Origin of the sequence: Streptomyces sp. NPDC092369 (assembly GCF_044755245.1) — a bacterium.
In the GTDB taxonomy this organism is placed as follows: Bacteria; Actinomycetota; Actinomycetes; order Streptomycetales; family Streptomycetaceae; genus Streptomyces.
On sequence record NZ_JBIVQP010000008.1, the window covers coordinates 561,687 to 579,215 of the forward strand.

13 protein-coding genes are annotated in these 17,529 nt (G+C 73.8%); 8 read left to right on the top strand and 5 right to left on the bottom strand.

All coding sequences use genetic code 11. The features are described 5' to 3' along the window. Positions 1-250: 250 nt before the first annotated feature. From ACIQI8_RS40545 to ACIQI8_RS40560, 4 genes are all read left to right on the top strand, one after another. Complete coding sequence (locus tag ACIQI8_RS40545; protein ID WP_402362628.1) at positions 251-1,669, top strand: HEAT repeat domain-containing protein; 1,419 nt, start codon at positions 251-253, stop codon at positions 1,667-1,669. Positions 1,670-1,854: 185 nt separating this feature from the next. Beyond that, positions 1,855-2,982 (top strand): glycosyltransferase family 4 protein, encoded by a 1,128-nt coding sequence (locus ACIQI8_RS40550; RefSeq protein ID WP_402362631.1) that lies wholly within the window; start codon positions 1,855-1,857, stop codon positions 2,980-2,982. Continuing rightward, positions 2,979-4,136, top strand: a complete 1,158-nt coding sequence (locus tag ACIQI8_RS40555; protein ID WP_402362634.1) for a glycosyltransferase — start codon at positions 2,979-2,981, stop codon at positions 4,134-4,136. The genes ACIQI8_RS40550 and ACIQI8_RS40555 overlap by 4 nt, the downstream gene beginning before the upstream one ends. After that, on the top strand, positions 4,133-5,050 hold the full coding sequence (locus tag ACIQI8_RS40560) for an SGNH/GDSL hydrolase family protein (RefSeq protein WP_402362637.1): 918 nt from the start codon (positions 4,133-4,135) through the stop codon (positions 5,048-5,050). Before ACIQI8_RS40555 ends, ACIQI8_RS40560 begins: the two co-directional genes overlap by 4 nt. Positions 5,051-5,104: 54 nt before the next feature. On the opposite strand, the gene ACIQI8_RS40565 is transcribed toward ACIQI8_RS40560, so the two are convergent. The 5 genes from ACIQI8_RS40565 to ACIQI8_RS40585 are packed head-to-tail and all read right to left on the bottom strand — an operon-like array spanning position 5,105 to position 9,472. Next, positions 5,105-5,974 (bottom strand): biotin-dependent carboxyltransferase family protein, encoded by an 870-nt coding sequence (locus ACIQI8_RS40565; RefSeq protein WP_402362640.1) that lies wholly within the window; start codon positions 5,972-5,974, stop codon positions 5,105-5,107. Then, positions 5,974-6,588, bottom strand: a complete 615-nt coding sequence (pxpB, locus tag ACIQI8_RS40570) for a 5-oxoprolinase subunit PxpB (RefSeq protein WP_402362642.1) — start codon at positions 6,586-6,588, stop codon at positions 5,974-5,976. Before pxpB ends, ACIQI8_RS40565 begins: the two co-directional genes overlap by 1 nt. Further along, positions 6,585-7,343, bottom strand: a complete 759-nt coding sequence (locus tag ACIQI8_RS40575) for a LamB/YcsF family protein (RefSeq protein ID WP_402362645.1) — start codon at positions 7,341-7,343, stop codon at positions 6,585-6,587. The genes pxpB and ACIQI8_RS40575 overlap by 4 nt, the downstream gene beginning before the upstream one ends. Positions 7,344-7,358: 15 nt before the next feature. Continuing rightward, positions 7,359-8,180: a putative hydro-lyase gene (locus ACIQI8_RS40580; RefSeq protein WP_402362648.1), complete on the bottom strand. Its 822-nt coding sequence runs from the start codon at positions 8,178-8,180 to the stop codon at positions 7,359-7,361. Continuing rightward, positions 8,177-9,472, bottom strand: coding sequence for an MFS transporter (locus ACIQI8_RS40585; RefSeq protein WP_402362651.1), 1,296 nt, complete (start codon positions 9,470-9,472; stop codon positions 8,177-8,179). Before ACIQI8_RS40585 ends, ACIQI8_RS40580 begins: the two co-directional genes overlap by 4 nt. Before the next feature lie 131 nt (positions 9,473-9,603). On the opposite strand from ACIQI8_RS40585, the gene ACIQI8_RS40590 reads away from it, so the two are divergent. From ACIQI8_RS40590 to ACIQI8_RS40605, 4 genes are all read left to right on the top strand, one after another. Beyond that, positions 9,604-10,305 (top strand): GntR family transcriptional regulator, encoded by a 702-nt coding sequence (locus ACIQI8_RS40590; protein ID WP_402362654.1) that lies wholly within the window; start codon positions 9,604-9,606, stop codon positions 10,303-10,305. Positions 10,306-10,386: 81 nt separating this feature from the next. Continuing rightward, positions 10,387-11,913, top strand: a complete 1,527-nt coding sequence (locus ACIQI8_RS40595; RefSeq protein ID WP_402362657.1) for a hypothetical protein — start codon at positions 10,387-10,389, stop codon at positions 11,911-11,913. Positions 11,914-11,972: 59 nt separating this feature from the next. Beyond that, the gene (locus ACIQI8_RS40600; RefSeq protein WP_402362815.1) at positions 11,973-12,851 is read left to right on the top strand and encodes a hypothetical protein; all 879 of its coding nucleotides are present in this window, start codon (positions 11,973-11,975) and stop codon (positions 12,849-12,851) included. 37 nt (positions 12,852-12,888) lie between these two features. After that, the gene (locus ACIQI8_RS40605) at positions 12,889-17,511 is read left to right on the top strand and encodes a hypothetical protein (protein ID WP_402362660.1); all 4,623 of its coding nucleotides are present in this window, start codon (positions 12,889-12,891) and stop codon (positions 17,509-17,511) included. The last annotated feature ends 18 nt before the right edge of the window (positions 17,512-17,529 follow it).

Here is a 17,529-nt window from a genome sequence, read left to right on the forward strand (position 1 = left end):
GCCGCCGAAATTTCGGTCGCGGCAGGCCGAAGTGCCGGGTCATCATGACGTCGTGATTCACGGACGCGATGGCTGGGCAGGTGATGCCGCACCGCGCGGGCCGTGATGCGGCCCGCATGGGCCACCGACGAGAGGCAGAGGAAGATGGTCTACAGCAAGCAAGAGACGGCGGGCGCTCCGACGTTGTGTCACGCGGCCAGGTAATGCGTGCTCCCCGGTTGCGTCGACGCTTGATGTGAGGCTGTTTCCCATGTTCGAACCGGTCATAGCGCCCAGCGGAACCCTGCTCGGCCTCCTTCAGAGGGGCCGTGGCGACGGCACGCTGCACGCGCTCACCGCACCGCGCGCCGAGGCGCTCGCGGCTCTGAACCACTGTGTGCTGCGTGATCCCCGCCACGACTGGCAGGCGGAGAACCGCTCCCTGTACTACGCCCGTCTCTACCTCGACCTCAACGGCGAGCTGGACGAGATCGAGGCGCACCTCTTCGACGTCGAGGACGTCTTCGACACCGAGGAGTCACGCACCGGCCTGGCCCTCGCGGTCCTCGGCCATCTCGCCTCCTACGGCAGGCTGGACGCGCTCGAACTGCTGCGCAGGTACGCCGCCTCCGGCTCCAACTGGGCCTGGGCCCTGGACGAACTGGCGCTGCGCGACGACGACGCCGGGCTGCGTGCCCTGGCCGCGCCCGTGCTGGCCCGGTTCGCCACCGACGCCGAGGGCGAGGCCGAACTCGCCGCCGTCGTCCGCGACGCCTTCGAGCCCCGGCCGTGGCGGTTGTGGGCCGAGGATCCGCGCGAATCGGTCGCCACGCGCGTGCGTGCCGCACAGGAGGCAGGGTGCTTCGACCGCTGGCAGCGGCAGATGCGACCTGGCGGGCCCCGTCCGGGGTGGAGCGTGCAGGCGGTGTTCGAATGGGCCCAGCAGGGCCTCGAACGCGGCACCGAGCTGCACATCCCGGCCGCCCGCTGCCTCATGGCCGTCGCCGGGCCCGAGGACCGGCCCGAGATCCTTGCGGCCGCCGTGGACGGTACCGACGGAGCCCGCTGCACCGCCGTGCGGTACCTGGCCGACAGCAACGACCCCGACGCGTTCGACCTGATCGAGCGGGCCGTGACCACCGGTGCGTCGACCGTCGTGGAGGCCGCCGTCGCCGCCTTCGAACGGATGCGCAGCGTCGCCGCCGTCGACCGTGCCCGCGGCTGGGCCCACCGGCCCGATCCGCTGGGCGCCGCCGCGGGCCGCATGCTCGCCTGCCGGGGCGGCGTCGAGGACCGGGACCTGGTCCTGGGCGCCCTGCGCGAGGCCGTACGGGGCGAGGGCCCCGACGCCCCGACCCTGTGGACCCTCGTCGACGGCACCGGCCGGCTCGGCATCGCCTGCGCCGCCCCCGTCCTGCGCCACATCTATCGCGAGACCGCCTCCTCCCAGCTCCGCGGGCGCGCCGCCCGCGCCCTCGCCGCCACCGATCCCTCCTTCCCCGCAGGCTTCGCCGTGGAGTGCCTCTGGGACTGCGAGGAGACCACCCGGGAGATCGCCGCACGGCACGCCGAGACCGGTGACACCCGCGTCGTCGAGCAACTGCGCAGACTCGCCGCCGACCCGGCCGAGGAGGCCGAGGTCCAGACCGCCGTACGCAGCCGGATCGGACCGGACGGACCCGCCGTTTGAGCCATCTCCCACGGGGAGAACGGGCATCGGCGCGGGCTCCGGATGAACGAGAGGTGACCCGCGGGTCAGCCGGGCGTGGACGCGGTCCGACCTGCTCGGGCGTGGCGTGCAACGCTCATGGGACGTTTGCATTTCGTAAAGATCCACTTTGACGCGTCCACGTCCAGCGCGGCGACAACACGGGTATGCGTGTCGTCATCGTGACCGAATCCTTTCCCCCCGACGTGAACGGCGTGGCCCACTGCGCGCTCCAGACCGCCCGGCACCTCGTAGATCGCGGTCACGCCCCCGTCGTCGTCGCCCCGGCCCCCGCGCCCGGCAACCGGCCCGACGCCTCGGCGCCGTGCCCCGTCGTCCATGTCCCCTCCCTCCCGCTCCCCGGCTACCCCCAGGTGCGCGTCGCCCTCCCCAGCCGACGCCTCGCCGCCACACTCGTCGAGCACCGTGCCGACGTGGTCCACCTGGCCAGCCCCTTCATCCTCGGCGTCCGCGGCATGGCCGCCGCCGCCCGGCTCGGTATCCCCGCCGTCGCCGTCTACCAGACCGACCTCGCCGGCTACGCCCGCACCTATGTGGGCGCGGGCGAGGCCGCGGCCTGGCGTCGCATCCGCTCCGTCCACTCCGCCGCCGACCTCACCCTCGCCCCCTCCAGCGCCGCCCTGCACGACCTGGAGGCACACGGCGTGCCCCGGCTGCGGCTGTGGCAGCGAGGCGTGGACACCGTCCGCTTCCGCCCCGACCTGCGCGACGAGGCGATACGACGCGAACTCGCCCCCAACGGCGAGCTGATCGTCGGCTACGTCGGTCGGCTCGCACCGGAGAAGCAGGTCGAACTGCTCGCCGGGGTGTGCGCTCTGCCCGGCGTCCGGGTCGTGGTGACCGGCGACGGACCGAGCCTGCCGAATCTGCAGGAGCAGCTGCCCGGCGCCGTCTTCCTAGGTCGCCGCACAGGCGATGAACTCGCCAGGATCTACGCCTCCCTGGACGTGTTCGCGCACACCGGGCCCTTCGAGACCTTCTGCCAGACCGTGCAGGAAGCCATGGCGAGCGGCGTGCCCGTGGTCGCCCCCGCCGTCGGCGGTCCCCTCGACCTGGTCGACCACGGCCGCACCGGGTTCCTGGTCCCAGCGCGCGACGCGGACGCCGTGACGCGGGCGGTGGCCTCCCTGGCCGCCGACCCCGGACTGCGGACCTCCTTCGGCGCCGCCGCGCGCACCACCGTCGAGGGCCGCACCTGGGCAGCCGTCGGCGACCAGCTGATCGACCACTACGGGGCCGTCCTGGCCGCGCGCAAGACGGTGGTGGCGGCGTGAGCTCCCTGCGCATCGTGCGCCTCGCGAACTTCGTCGCCCCCTCCTCCGGCGGCCTGCGCACCGCGCTGCGCGAGCTGGGCAAGGGCTTCAAGGAGGCCGGGCACGACCCCGTACTGATCGTCCCCGGCGAGCGGGCAGACGACCGTGAGACCGAGCAGGGGCGCGTGATCACCCTGCCCGGTCCGCTGCTGCCCGGCACGGGCGGCTACCGCGTCCTGACCGACAAGCGGCGCGTGGCCCGGCTCCTGGAGGAGCTGGCCCCCGACCGCCTGGAGGTGTCCGACCGTACGACCCTGAGGTGGACCGGCAAGTGGGCGCGACGCGCGCGCGTGCCCGCCGTGATGGTCTCCCACGAGACCGCCGACGGCGTCCTGCGCACCTGGGGCCTGTCCGAGTCGGCGGCCCGGCGCGCCGCCGACGCCCTCAACGTCCGTACGGCACACACGTACTCGCGCGTGGTGTGCACCACCGAGTTCGCCGAGCGCGAGTTCGTCCGGATCGGCGCCCGCAACGTCGTACGCGCCCCCCTGGGCGTCGATCTGGTCGAGCGGCATCCCTCGCTGCGGGACCTCGGTCTGCGGGCGCGGTACGCGCGCGTGGACGAGACGCTGCTCGTGACGTGCACCCGCATGTCCGTGGAGAAGCGGCCCGGCACCGCCCTCGACGCCCTGGAGTCGCTGCTGCGGCGCGGCCGGAAGGCCGTGCTGGTGGTCGCCGGGGACGGGCCGCTGCGGACGCGGCTCGAAGAGCGGGCGCGCGAGCGGAGGCTGCCCGTGACCTTTCTCGGACACGTCTCGGACCGGGACGCGCTGGGTGCGCTGCAGGCCTCGGCCGACGTGTGCCTGGCGCCCGGGCCCGCCGAGACCTTCGGGCTCGCCGCGCTGGAGGCCATGGCCTGCGGCACGCCCGTGGTGGTCAGCACGTCGTCCGCGCTGCCGGAGGTGATCGGCTCCGCCGGCGCCGTCGCGGCCGACCGCGGGGACGCCTTCGCGGACGCCGTCGACATGCTTCTCGAACTGCCCGAGAGGCAACGGCGGGAAGCCGCACGCGCGCGTGCGGAGTGCTTCGGCTGGCACACGGCCGTGGACGCCTTCCTCGCCGCGCACGACGCGGCGGTGCCGGTACGGCCTTACGCGCCCGGGGGCGCGGCATGAGAACGGTGCGTTTCGTGGCCCTCGGTGACTCGCTCACCGAGGGCGTGGGCGATCCCGTCGGCGACGGGTGGCGCGGCTGGGCGGCCCTGCTGGCCGACGGGCTCGCCGAGCGCGGGGTGGGGGCGGAGGAGGCGGACGGGACGACGAAGTCCACGGAATCCCTTGAGGCCCCGACCTCCGTGGAGTTCACCAACCTCGCCGTCAGCGGGGCGCAGACGCGGGAGGTGCTGGAACAGCAGACGCCGGCCGCGTTGGCCCTGCGCCCCGATGTCGTCTCGGTGGTCATCGGCGTCAACGACACCCTGCGCTGCACCTTCGACATCCACGCCGTCGCCGAACGGCTCGACACGGTGTACGCCGCGTTCACCGAGCGGGGCGCGGTCCTGCTCACGGCCTGTCTGCCCGACCCGGGCGTCACGCTCAACCTGCCGGGCGCGTTGGCGCGTCCGCTGGCCCGGCGGCAACGCGCGGTCAACACCGTGGTCCACGCGCTCTCCGAGCGGTACGGAGCGGTCCATCTGCACGCGGCCGAGGGCGCCTGGCTGATGGACCGGGCGATGTGGAGCGCGGACCGGCTGCACCCGGGCGAGCGGGGACACCGGCAACTGGCGCTGCGCTTCCACGCGTTGCTGGCCGAGGCGGGCCTCGCGACGGGCACCGCGCCCTCGCCCGAGCCCGAGTTCCCCGACCCCACCACGTCGGCGAGCCTGCTGTGGCTGGCCACCGCGGGCACCGGCTGGGTGGCCCGCCGCTGCACCGACCTGCTGCCGCAACTCCTCAGGCTCGCCGCCGACGAGATGCGCCACCGCGCCCGTGGCACCAGCGCCCGCCTCGACCTGCGGACGGCGGCAGCCGTGTCGTCGGCCCTGGCAGCGCTGTCGGTGGGGGAGCAACGGCAGCCGGACATCGCGTAGGGGCACCGGCGGGTCGCCTCTGGTCTGCCTGAACGACGACCCTGGCCTCCCCGCTCAGCGCCTCCGTACGGTCACGAAGCGGACCGGTGTGCCCGGTGCCGCCTGGGCCGCGGGTGGCAGGTCGGCCGGGTGGACGACCGCGATCACCGGGTAGCCACCGGTGGTCGGATGGTCGGCGAGGAAGACGACCGGACTGCCGTCGGGCGGGACCTGGACCGCGCCCAGGACCATGCCCTCGCTGGGGAGTTCACCGGGCCGGGCGCGCTCCAGGGCGGGGCCTTCTGTACGGAGGCCGATGCGGTTGCTGGACGGGGAGACCCGGTAGGTGCGCGAGGTGAAGGTGCGTACGGCGACCGGGGTGAACCAGTCGTCGCGCGGCCCCGGAGTCACCCGCAGGACCAACTCCTCCGGGGGAGCCGGCTGCGGGGCGACGTCCACGCGTGCGTAGTGGCCCTGCGGATCGCCCAGGGGCAGCACCTGGCCGTCCGCGAGCGGTGGTGGGCCGAGGCCGGAGAGCAGGTCGGTGGAGCGGCTGCCGAGGACCGCTTCCACGGCGATGCCGCCGCGGACCGCGAGGTAGCTCCGTACACCTCGGATCACCGTGCCCACCTCCAGGACCGCGCCGGCCGGCACGGGCACGGGCGCTCCCCAGGCGACCGGTCGACCGTCCACCTTGAGCGCGCACGGGGCGCCGGTGACGGCCACGGTCACCGTCGAACGGGGGCGTACGGCACAGCCGTTGACGGTGGTCTCCAGGACGGCCGCGCCGGGCGGGTTGCCGACCAGCCGGTTGGCGAGGGCCGCCGCCGGGGCGTCCAGGGCGCCGGAATGGGGCACGCCGAGGTGGGCGTGCCCCGGACGCCCCCGGTCCTGCACGGTCGTGAGCGCCCCCGCCCGTACGACGAAGAGCGCGCTGTCCGTCATCAGGGCCCCACCGGGACGAACCGCACGCGCGTGCCCGGCGACAGCAGCGCGGCCGGCACGCGCGCGTGGTCCCACAGGACGACGTCGGTGCGCCCGATCAGCTGCCAACCGCCGGGCGAGGAGCGGGGGTACACGCCCGTGTACGCGCCTGCCAGCCCGACCGAGCCCGCCGGGACGGCCGTACGGGGCGTCGCCCGGCGCGGGACGTCGTAGCGCGGCGGCAGACCCGTCAGGTAGCCGAAGCCGGGCGCGAACCCGCAGAAGGCGACGGTGAATTCGGTGTCCGCGTGGATGCGGACCGCCTCCCGCTCGTCGACGCCCCAGAGCGCGGCGACATCGGCCAGGTCCGGGCCGTCGTAGCGCACCGGGATCTCGATCGCCGCACGCGCGCGTGGGGGAGCGGGGGGTACCTCGGACGCGGCCAGTTCGGAGGCGAGGCGGGCCGGGTCGTCCAGTCCGTCGAGCAGGACCGTGCGGGCGGCGGGGACGATCTCGCGGACCGACAGCGCGCCCTCCGCGCGGCGGCGCAGCAGTTCCGCGTGCAGCGCCTGCGCCTCCTCGCCGGAGGACACCTCGACGAGCAGGGCGTGGTCGCCGACGGGCAGCGCCCTCATACGAAGGCCTCCACCCGCACGCCCGACGACTCCAGGCGCGCCCGAACCTGCCGGGCCAGCTCGACGGCCCCCGCCGTGTCCCCGTGCACGCACAGAGAACGCGCGCGTACGTCGATCCGGTTCCCGGAGCGAGAGGTGACCACGCCATCGCGGGCCAGGCCCACCGAGCGCTCCACGACCGCCGCCGGATCGGTCACCACGGCGCCCTCCTCGCCGCGCGGCACGAGCGTGCCCTGATCGGTGTACGCGCGGTCGGCGAACGCCTCGGTGACCGTCGGGAGCCCGGCCTCGGCCGCCAGGTCGAGCAGCCGGGAGCCGGGCAGGCCGAGCACGGGCAGCGTGGCGTCGGCGAGGCGCACGCCGGCCACGACCGCGCCGGCCTGCTCCTCGTCGTGCACGGCTCGGTTGTAGAGCGCGCCGTGCGGCTTGACGTACGCCACGCGCGTGCCCGCCGCCCGCGCGAAGACCTCCAGGGCGCCGATCTGGTACGCCACTTCGGCCGTGAGCTCCTCGGACGGCACGTCCATCGCGCGCCGCCCGAACCCCGCGAGATCCCGGTAGGAGACCTGGGCGCCGATCCGCACCCCCCGCCCGGCGGCCAGTTCGCACACCCGGCGCATGATGACCGGGTCCCCGGCGTGGAATCCGCAGGCCACGTTGGCGCTGGTGACGACGGACAGCAACTGCTCGTCGTCGGTCAGCCGCCAGTGGCCGAAGCCCTCGCCGAGGTCGGCGTTCAGGTCGATCGCGGTCATGTGTCCATTCTCTTCTCAGGCCACGCGGTACTGCTCGTCGCGGGCGTCGGTCAGCAACATCTGCCCCGGTGCGTGGGTGATGGCGAAGGGCGGACGCGAGGCCATCACGGCCGCCTGCGGGGTCACTCCGCAGGCCCAGAAGACCGGGATGTCGTCCGGTTCGGCGGCCACCGGGTCACCGAAGTCGGGGCGGTCGAGGTCGCGGATGCCGAGCCCCGCGGGATCGCCGCAGTGCACGGGGCTGCCGTGCACCGCCGGGAGCAGGCTGGTCTCCCGGATGGCCGCCGCGAGCCGCTCGGGTGGCACCGGCCGCATGGACACCACCAGCGGCCCGTGCAGCCGTCCCGCCGGGCGGCACTGCCTGCCGGTCACGTACATCGGGACGTTGCGTCCCTGCTCGATGTGCCGGATCGGCACGCCGGCCTCGCCGAGCGCCCACTCGAAGGTGAAACTGCACCCGATCAGGAACGACACCAGATCGCCGCGCCAGTACGCGCGCACGTCCGTCGGCTCGTCCACCAACTCGCCGTCGCGCCACACCCGGTAGCGCGGCAGATCGGTGCGCAGGTCCGCGCCGTCCGCGAGGACGGTGGTGAAGGAACCGGCGTCGGTGACGTCCAGCACCGGGCAGGGCTTGGGGTTGCGCTGACAGAACAGCAGCATGTCGTACGCCCAGTCCGCGGGCACCGAGATCAGGTTGACCTGGGTGTGGCCCGCCGCGACCCCCGAGGTCGGCCCGGTGAGCCCCTTGCGGAAACGGGCCCGGGCGCTTTTGGGGCTCCACGCGTGCGCGTGCTCGTCGACGAGGGTCAGCGGACGGTCTTCCGTGCGGTTCACGCGAGTTCCCGCCCCTTCGTCTCCGGCAGGCCGAACAGGGCCAGTGCCGCGATGCCGTAGCCGATCGCGCCGAACACCAGCGCGCCGCCCACGCCCCAGCTGTCGGCCAGGAAGCCGACCGTGGTGGGGAAGACGGCGCCCACGGCGCGCCCGGTGTTGTAGGTGAAGCCCTGGCCGGTGCCCCGTACCGCCGTCGGGTACAGCTCGCTCAGGTAGGACCCGAAGCCGCTGAAGATCGCCGACATGCAGAACCCGAGCGGGAAGCCGAGCACCAGGAGCAGGCCGCCCGCGCCGTCCGGGATGTTCGCGTACGCCAGGATGCAGACCGCCGAGAGCAGGGCGAAGAGCCAGATGTTGCGCTTGCGGCCCAGCCGGTCGGTGAGATAGCCGCCGGTCAGATAGCCGAGGAAGGCGCCGGAGATCAGGAACGTCAGATAGCCGCCGGTGCCGACGACCGACAGGCCGCGCTCGGTCTTCAGGTAGGTCGGGACCCAGGTGGCCAGCGTGTAGTAGCCGCCCTGGACGCCGGTGGAGAGCAGCCCGGCGAAGATCGTGGTGCGCAGCAGGCCGGGCTTGAATATCGCGGTGAACGAGCCCTTCTCGGTGCTCTGTTCGCGCACGGCCACCGCCTGCGGGGCGTCGTGCACGCGGCGCCGCATCCAGATCACCAGCAGCGCGGGCAGCGCGCCGGTCCAGAACATGATCCGCCAGGCCAGGTCGTCGTCGGCGAACGAGAACACCAGGGTGTACACGATCGCGGCCAGTCCCCAGCCCACGGCCCACGAGCTCTGGACCGCGCCGAGGGTGCGCCCGCGGTGCTTGGCGCTCGCGTACTCGGCGACGAGGATCGCGCCGACCGCCCACTCGCCGCCGAAACCGAGGCCCTGGAGGGCCCGGAAGACCAGCAGGGTCTCGTAGTTGGGCGCGAAGCCGCAGGCCACGGTGAAGACGGCGTAGGTGATCACCGTGATCATCAGGGCCTTGACCCGGCCGACCCGGTCCGCCACCACGCCGGCCAGGGCGCCGCCGACCGCGGACACCACGAGCGTGACGGTCGTGAAGAGGCCGGTCTGGCCGCTGTCCAGGCCGAAGTACGCGGCCAGCGCGACCATGCTCAGCGGGAGCGTGAAGTAGTCGTACGAGTCCAGGGCGTAGCCGCCGAAGGCGCCCGCGAAGGCGCGGCGGCCGCGCGGCCCGAGGGCGCGCAGCCAGTCCAACGCGCCGTCGTTCTCGGTGAGTTCACCGGCGGGTGGGTCGGTGGTCAGGGCCTGGGGTGGAGGGGTCGTGCTCATGGGCACCTCGCAGTGGGAGGACGGGAGGGTGCGTGGCTGAGCCGTGCGGTGAGAAGCACCGTAGAGGATTGTTCAACGATCCTTCAAGAGCCGTGTTGTTTCGTTCTCGTGTCTGCGGTTGAATTCCGGGCATGGCAGAGCAGTTGAGCGAACTGGCCGACGACCGCGCCCTCCTGGGCCGCACCAGCACGGCCGAACGGGTCTCGGACATCCTCAGAAGCCGCATCGCCGAGGGCTATTTCCCGCCCGGCACCCGGCTGTCGGAGGACAGCATCGGAGGCGCGCTCGGGGTCTCGCGCAACACCCTGCGTGAGTCGTTCCGGCTGCTCACCCACGAACGCCTGCTCGTCCACGAGTTGAACCGGGGTGTCTTCGTACGGGTCCTGAGCGTCGAGGACGTCGAGGACATCTACCGCACCCGCGCCCTCGTCGAGTGCGCCGTCGTCCGCGGCCTCGGTGAGCCGCCGTACGGCCTCGACGCCCTCGCCGCGGCCGTCGACGAAGGGCGGACGGCGGCGCGCGAAGGTGACTGGAAAGCGGTGGGCACGGCCAATATCCACTTCCACCGCGAACTCGTGGCCCTGGCCGGAAGCGACCGCACCGACGAACTCATGCGCAGCGTCTTCGCCGAACTGCGCCTCGCCTTCCATCTCGTGGACGACCCGCGCCGCCTGCACGAGCCGTACCTCGCCCGCAATCAGCAGATCCACGAGGCGCTCCACGGCGGCGACAGGGCCGAGGCCGAAAAGCTGCTCTCGGTCTACCTCAGTGACTCGCTGGAACGCGTCGTCGAGGTGTACCGGCGACGGGTCGGCGCCGAGAACGCTCCGTAGTCGACGAGTCACCCGGTGATACCGGTGAGGTGATCCGAGTCGTTTGGGTCGATGTCAGACCGAGGACCTAGTCTGTGCACCGTGACTTCGCCTGCATCGACGGACAGCGTTCCGCCCCAGCTCAGCGCGGGGCCGCGCCCCGCACCGGGCCCGGCCGCCGACGAGGGACTGGCGCGGCGGCTGCGCGCGCTCGCCTGCACCGCCCCGCTGCACGACCTCGACGTGCGCAAGGCCAATCTCGCGGGCGAGTACTCGGTGTACGGCATGGCGGAGGTGGCCCTGGCCGCCATCGACCTGGTCACCCTGAACATGGACTTCGACACCGGCGCCGACCACGACCAGATAGTGGCCAGGCTCATCCCGCGCATCGCCGCCCAGGCACCCCAGCGCCCCGTCGCCGAGCACGAGCGCGTGGCCCGCTGGGTCCTGGAGAACCTGATCAACGTCGGCAGCGTCGACCGCGGCTTCCGCGCGATGTACGGCACCTTCACGCCGGAGGGCAACTACGTCCGCCGCGACTACGACTTCAAGCTGATCGAGGAGGTGCCGGGCCCCGGCGGCACGGTCTACCTCCGCACCACGGACGAGGCGGTCAACGTCCTGGTGGGCGCCCTCGACACGGACGTCACCAGCGCCCAGATCGCCGCCGAGGTCAAGCTGGAGGTCCTGATCAACCGGGGCCGGCTCGCCGACGCCCAACTCGCCGCCGAACAGGCCCGCTACCGGACCGTGCAGTACTCGGAGACGCTGCGCCGCGCCCTGGACGCCACTCGGCGCAACGTGCGCGCGGTGGACTGGCTCAACTCCGTGCCCGACATGATCGCCGAGGCCCTCGACCACGTGGCCGACCGCTACCGCCACGAGAACGCGATCCTCACCAACATCCGCAAGGCGCGCGACGAGACCGAGGATGCCGAGCACAAGCGGCGCGCCGCCGAACTCGTCGACATCGTCAAGGACTGCATCCGCCGTCACACGCAGTTGCAGTCGCGCCTGCTGGAGGCGGGCCCGCTGTTCCGCGCCGAGCAGGACCGCCAGGCGTTCGGGACGCCGATGGTGTCCTCGGGGATAGACCTCTACGGGCATCTCGTCGCGCCCGTGCTGCCGTTGCCGCTGGAACAGGCCGTCCGGGTCACGGACGCCTTCTTCGCGCGGGGGACCGGGCTGCGTACGCCGGCGTCCGTGCGGGTCGGTGACCTCGTCGACATACTGCTGACGCCGCCGGTGGAGCGGGAGCACCTCGGCGCGGAGATGCCGGAGCCGGACCTCATCGCCACCCCGGACGACAGCCGCTTCAGCGAGGAACAGCTCGCGGTGGCCAAGGAGTTGCTGGACCTGCCCGCGGACGCGCCGCGCCGGCTGTCGGGGCTGCTCGCCGAGGCACGCCGCCAGGATCCGGAACTGCCGTATCTGGTCGCGCTGTTGGCCGTCCACGCGGCCAGCCCGGCGGTCGGCACCGCCTACCGGCAGGGCGAGGAGAAGCTGTTGTTCGCCGTGGACGACGGCACGGAGCTGGACGACCCGGAGTTCGGCGGGGCCGACCTCATCGTCGGCACGGCCCTGCTCGACTCCGCGGGGATGGCGGCGGACAGGACGGAAGCGGCATGAGCCGGACCGGAAACCGTATGCGTACGCACGAGCAGGACAGCGACAGGGGGGTACCGACCGTGAGCGAGATCGCCGACCGTAGTGAGACGGACGTCGCCGCCGCACCGGCGAGCGCCGCCGTCACGCCCGCCGACGCCGCCGACGCGGCCCGGCTCGTCGCGTTCGGGTTGCAGCCCAAGACGCAGCCCGCGCGCGACCAGGAGTACGCGGAACTGCTGCGCCGCTACCGCGAGGACCCGCCGTTCGCCCGGCTCGCGGACGCCGTGGCCGCCGGGCTCGGCCTGGTGGTCCTGGAGGTGTCCCCGCGCGCGGGGATGGCGGTGACCGCCGCCGAGGACTCGGTGTTCGCCGTGCGCATGGGCGACTACGCGCGTCGCACGTCCGCGGACGGCAGCGACCGGTTCCTGCACGGCCTGGCCCATCTCGCCCTCGCCGCCATGGCGTTCCCGCGGCCCGAGGACCTCGCCGACGACGGGTACATCGGGCGCGTGACGGTCAACGGCGTCGACACCTTCGTACGACAGGCCTGCCGGCGTCTTGAGGAGCGGGCCGAGGAGCACGGGGAGAACACCGACCCGGCGTCCGACGCGCCCGGACTGGAGGCCGCCTGGCGGGTCTGGGCCAGACGCAGCGCCGCCGGCGCCACCAAGGACGCGCGCAGACTCGCCGGTTCGACCACCGGCATCGTCGGCAAGGCCGCCGCGTTCCTCACCGACTCCGGCTTCCTCCAGCGCACCGGCGACGACCACGGCGGCACCTACCGCACCACGGCCCGCTACCAGCTACAGGTACGGGACATGGCCGGTACCGCGGCCCTGGCCGAGCTCCTCGAACTGGGCGTCGTCCCGGTGACCGACGGCACCCCCACCCTGCTGCCCGCCGAGGACACCGACGCGTCGGAGCTGGTGGCCGACGCCGGACTGCCGTTCCACTCCTGAACCCCCCTGCCCTGCCGAAGACTTACGAGAGTCCGCCATGTACGAGCTGTCCAGGGTCCGCCTCTACTCGATCGGACCCGCCGGTGCGCGCTACGCCGACACCGTGCTTGACCTGCGGGGTGTCGGCGAGCCCGTGCCCGACCCCGCGCCCACCCAGGCGGAGTTCTTCGCGGACGAGCCCGTCGGCCCGCCCCGCCGCCCCGCGCCCGCCGGCGTGCTCTTCCTGGAGAACGGCGGCGGCAAGTCGGTCCTGCTCAAGCTGATCTTCTCCGTGATGCTGCCGGGTCACCGCAACACCCTGGGCGGCGCCAGCTCCGGCGTGCTGCGCAAGTTCCTGCTCGCCGACGACTGCGGGCACGTCGCGCTGGAGTGGCAGCACACGCTGACCGGCGAGTGCGTCGTCGTCGGCAAGGTCAGCGAGTGGCGGGGGCGTCAGGTCTCCAACGACCCGCGCAAGTTCGCCGAGGCCTGGTACTCCTTCCGGCCCGGTCCCGGGCTGAGCCTCGACAACCTGCCCGTCGCCGAGGCGACTTCCGTACGTCCGCCCGTCGAGGGCGTCTCCGGGGCGCAGGGGCGCCGGCGCACCATGAAGGGCTTCCGGGACGCCATCACCGAGGCGACCAAGGCGTATCCGCACCTGGAGGTGCACTGGGAGGAGATCCACGACCGCTGGATCGAGCACCTCGGCGACCTCGGTCTGGACCCCGAACTCTTCCGCTACCAGCGGGAGATGAACGCCGACGAGGGCGAGGCCGCAGGCCTCTTCGCGGTCAAGAAGGACTCCGACTTCACCGACCTGCTGCTGCGCGCGGTCACCGACACCCGGGACACGGACGGCCTGGCCGACCTGGTCGGCGGGTTCGGCAACAAGCTGGGGCGACGGGCGGAGCTCATCGCCGAACGCGAGTTCACCGCCGGTTCGGTCGACCTGCTCGGGCGGATCGTCGAGGCCGCCGAGGCGCGCTCACGCGCACGTGACATCCACGCCGCCGCCGAGCGCCGCACCCGCACGCTGGCACGGCGGCTGTCCGCGCGAGGCGGACAGGAGCGGGTACGGGCCGCCGAACTCGCCCAGCGCGTCACCGAGACCGCGCACACGGTCACCCAGTCGGAGGCGGCCCGGGAGCGCAGCGCGCTGATCGCCGCCGAACTCGCTTACCGCAACGCCTCGTTGGCGCTCGCGGTGGCAGAGAAGTCGGCCGCCGCGCAGAAGCGCGAACTGGCCGACGCGCGCACCCTGCACTCCGCCTGGCAGGCCGCCGAGGCCGTGCTGCGTCACCGCGCCGCCGCCGACCGCGTCGCGCGCGTGGCCGCCGCCATCCAGGAGGCCGAACGGGACGCGGCCCCCGCACTCGCCGCCCGCGCCAAGGCCGCGGTGGATCTCGTACGGGCCCTGCACGGGGCCGCGGAGAGCGCCGAGAACCTCGCCAACGAGGAGGAGGAGCGGTCCGGATCGCTTCAGGAGGTCGGCGAGTCGGCGCACCGGGACGCGACCGCCGCCGCGACCCAGGCGCAGCGTGCCCGCAGCGAGGTCGGGCATCTGCGCCAGCGGCTGAGCGAGGTCGAGCAGGAGACCGCCGAGGCAGTGCGGGCCGGCTGGCTCGACGACAGCGCGCCCGACGCCGACCCGGCCCGCGCCGCCCTCGCGGCCAGCGATGCCGAGAAGTCGGCCGTCACCGCCTGGGACGCGGCCCGGGAGGCCTCCCGCAAGGCCACCGAGCACGCGCGCGAGGCGGCCTCCGCCGAGTCCCGCGCCGAGCTGACGGCGGCCCGCGCGGCGGACGCGGCGACGGCCGCCCGACGGTCGTACGAGGCAGAGCGCCGGATCGCCGAGGCACTGGCCGCCGAGGAGCGTCTCGCCGAGCTGCTGAGCCTGTCCGGCACCGGACCGCGGACCGCGGTCCCGCACCCCCGGCACGAGGTGGAGGACGCCGAGGCGGCCTTCACGCCCGAGGAACTGGACCGGTTCGCCGACGAGTTGCGCGAACTGCTCGACGACTCCGTCTCAGCCGCCGAGCGGCAGCTCTTCGAGCTGCGCACGGCCGCCGCCGACGACTCCCGGATCCTCGGCGCGCTCGGTGACGGCGGGCTGCTGCCGCCCGGGCCGGATGTCCTGGCCACCGTGGAGTTCCTCGGGGAGCGCGGCATCCCGGCGCTGCCCGGCTGGCGCTATCTCGCCCAGGCCGTCGACCCCGCCGACCACGCGCGCGTGCTGGCCGCCCGCCCCGAGCTGGTCGACGGCGTGATCATCACCGATCCCGACACGCACGCCCGTGCCCGTGACGCCCTCGGCGACGCCGCGCTGCTGCCGCGCTCGGCCGTGGCCGTCGGCACCGCAGCCGCCCTGCTCGCGCCGACGCCGCCCGACGACGGCACTCCGGGTGACGTCTTCCTCGTACCGCCGAACCCGGCCATGCACGACGAGCACGCCGCCGACGAGGAGCGGCAGGCGTTGCGCGGGCGGGCGACCGAGCGGGACGAGGAGATCCGTACGCTCGCCGCGCGGCTCGGCAAGGACCGGGAGCTGGCGGCGCGGCTCGCCTCCTGGCGCACCGGCTGCCCGGCCGGCCGGCTCGTGGAGCTGGCGCAGGCCTCGCACGACGCGGCCGTGTTCGCCGAGGAGGCCGAGGCCGAGCTGGCCGAGGCGCGCACCGCGCGGGCCGAGGCCGACGAGGCCGCCGCCGAGACCGGGCAGGTCCGGGACGAGCGGCAGGAGGCCGCGCAGAAGGCCCGGCGCGCCGCCGACGCCCTCGCCGGGCTCGCCTTCCGGCTGCGGGAGCGGGCCGGCTGGCAGGTCAAGGTGCGTGAACTGGCCGACGAGGCGGCCGAGTCGGAGGCCCGCGCCCAAGCCTGCCTGGAGCGCGCCCGCGCCGCCGACGAGGACCGGCGCGCCGCCCAGCGGGCCGCCGACGACGCCCGCCGCACCGCCCGCGCCCTGCGCGCCGAGCGTGCCGAGGTCGCCGGCGCGCCCGACGACGTACCGGAAGGCGACTCCGACGACCCCAGCGCGTCGCTGCCCGCCTTCCGCGAGGCCTACCGGGCCGCGTCGCAGCTGTACGAGAAGGTCGGCGTCGGCGCCGATCTGCGGGCCGAGCAGTCCCGCGCGGAGAGCGACGAGAGTGCCGCCCGCACCGACCTGGACCGGTTGAGCAACAAGGTACGCACGCGTGCGGCCCAGTTGCTCCAGTCGCCGGACGGATCCGACGGGCCCTCCCGGCAGGCAGCCGTCGCCCGGGCCGAGGAGTTGGTGCAGCTCCTGGAGACCCGGATGTCCACCGCGAGCGAGCAGCTCGGCCGGCTGCGGGGCGAGGCCGAGCGGCACGCGCCCGAGGACGGCGAGACCCACACCGAGCTGACCGAGGAGCTGCAGCCGCGCGACGCCGAGCACGCCCAGGCGCTCCTGCGCACGGCGACCGCCGAACTCGCCACGCGCGCGGAGACGTTGACCCAGGCCCGGGAGGCGCACGCCGAACTCCTCGACGCCCACCGGGCGGCCGAGGACGGGGCCGGCGGTTTCGAGGAGGTCGCGGCGATGCTCCGCGACCTGCTGCGCGAGCACACCTCCGACGACGAGCAGGAGGAGCCGGAGCCGTATCCCGGCACCCTGGAGGAGGCCCGGCACTCCGCCGCCGAGGCCCGCCGGTCGCTGCGCGGCTGCGCCGCCGACCTGTCCGCCGCCGAGTCCGGGGTGCGCGAGGCCAGCGACATCCTCGTTCGGCACGCCAACGCCACGCGCTACGAGCAGGTCCGGACCCCCGCGCGCCAGCAGATCCGCGAGCTGCCCGCGTCCTCGCTGCCCGAGCACGCCCAGAAGTGGGCGGACGCCTTCGCGCCCCGACTGCGGGTGCTGATGGACGAGTTGGCGCAGCTGGAGCGCAACCGCGACTCGATCGTGGACCGGCTGCGGGGGCTCGTCGAGTCCGCGCTGGCCACCCTGCGCTCCGCCCAGCGGCTGTCGCGGCTGCCCGAGGGGCTCGGCGAGTGGTCGGGGCAGGAGTTCCTGCGCATCCGCTTCGAGGAGCTCGACCAGGCCGTCCTCACCGAGCGGCTCGGTGAGGTCGTCGACGAGGCGACCCGGGCCGCCGTGAAGAAGAACTCCGACCTGCGCCGGGACGGCATGTCCCTGCTGCTGCGGGGCGTGGGCGCGGCGCTTCAACCCAAGGGGGTCGCCGTCGAGATCCTCAAGCCGGACGCCGTCCTGCGCGCCGAGCGCGTGCCCGTCGGGCAGATGGGCGACGTCTTCTCGGGCGGCCAGCTGCTCACCGCGGCGATCGCGCTGTACTGCACGATGGCCGCGCTGCGGTCCAACGACCGGGGGCGCGACAAGCACCGGCACGCCGGCACGCTGTTCCTGGACAACCCGATCGGACGGGCCAACGCGACGTATCTGCTGGAGCTCCAGCGGGCCGTGTCGGACGCGCTCGGTGTCCAACTCCTGTACACCACCGGCCTGTTCGACACGACCGCGTTGGCGGAGTTCCCGCTGGTGATCCGGCTGCGCAACGACGCGGACCTCCGGGCAGGGCTGAAGTACATCAGCGTGGAGGAACACCTCCGGCCGGGGCTCCCTGAGGAGGGCCCGGCCGGAGACGGTGACGCGGTGCGGAGCGAGATCACGGCGACGCGGATGTACAAGCGGCCCACGCCGACCACAGGTTGATCAACCTGTTGACCGACG

Bases quoted from the DNA above. Each gene is read 5' to 3' on its own strand.
- ACIQI8_RS40550 (WP_402362631.1), top strand. From the start codon at position 1,855: ATGCGTGTCGTCATCGTGACCGAATCCTTTCCCCCCGACGTGAACGGC.
- ACIQI8_RS40565 (WP_402362640.1), bottom strand. From the start codon at position 5,974: ATGACGGACAGCGCGCTCTTCGTCGTACGGGCGGGGGCGCTCACGACC.
- ACIQI8_RS40605 (WP_402362660.1), top strand. From the start codon at position 12,889: ATGTACGAGCTGTCCAGGGTCCGCCTCTACTCGATCGGACCCGCCGGT.
- ACIQI8_RS40575 (WP_402362645.1), bottom strand. From the start codon at position 7,343: ATGACCGCGATCGACCTGAACGCCGACCTCGGCGAGGGCTTCGGCCAC.
- ACIQI8_RS40590 (WP_402362654.1), top strand. From the start codon at position 9,604: ATGGCAGAGCAGTTGAGCGAACTGGCCGACGACCGCGCCCTCCTGGGC.
- pxpB (WP_402362642.1), bottom strand. From the start codon at position 6,588: ATGAGGGCGCTGCCCGTCGGCGACCACGCCCTGCTCGTCGAGGTGTCC.
- ACIQI8_RS40585 (WP_402362651.1), bottom strand. From the start codon at position 9,472: ATGAGCACGACCCCTCCACCCCAGGCCCTGACCACCGACCCACCCGCC.
- ACIQI8_RS40560 (WP_402362637.1), top strand. From the start codon at position 4,133: ATGAGAACGGTGCGTTTCGTGGCCCTCGGTGACTCGCTCACCGAGGGC.
- ACIQI8_RS40545 (WP_402362628.1), top strand. From the start codon at position 251: ATGTTCGAACCGGTCATAGCGCCCAGCGGAACCCTGCTCGGCCTCCTT.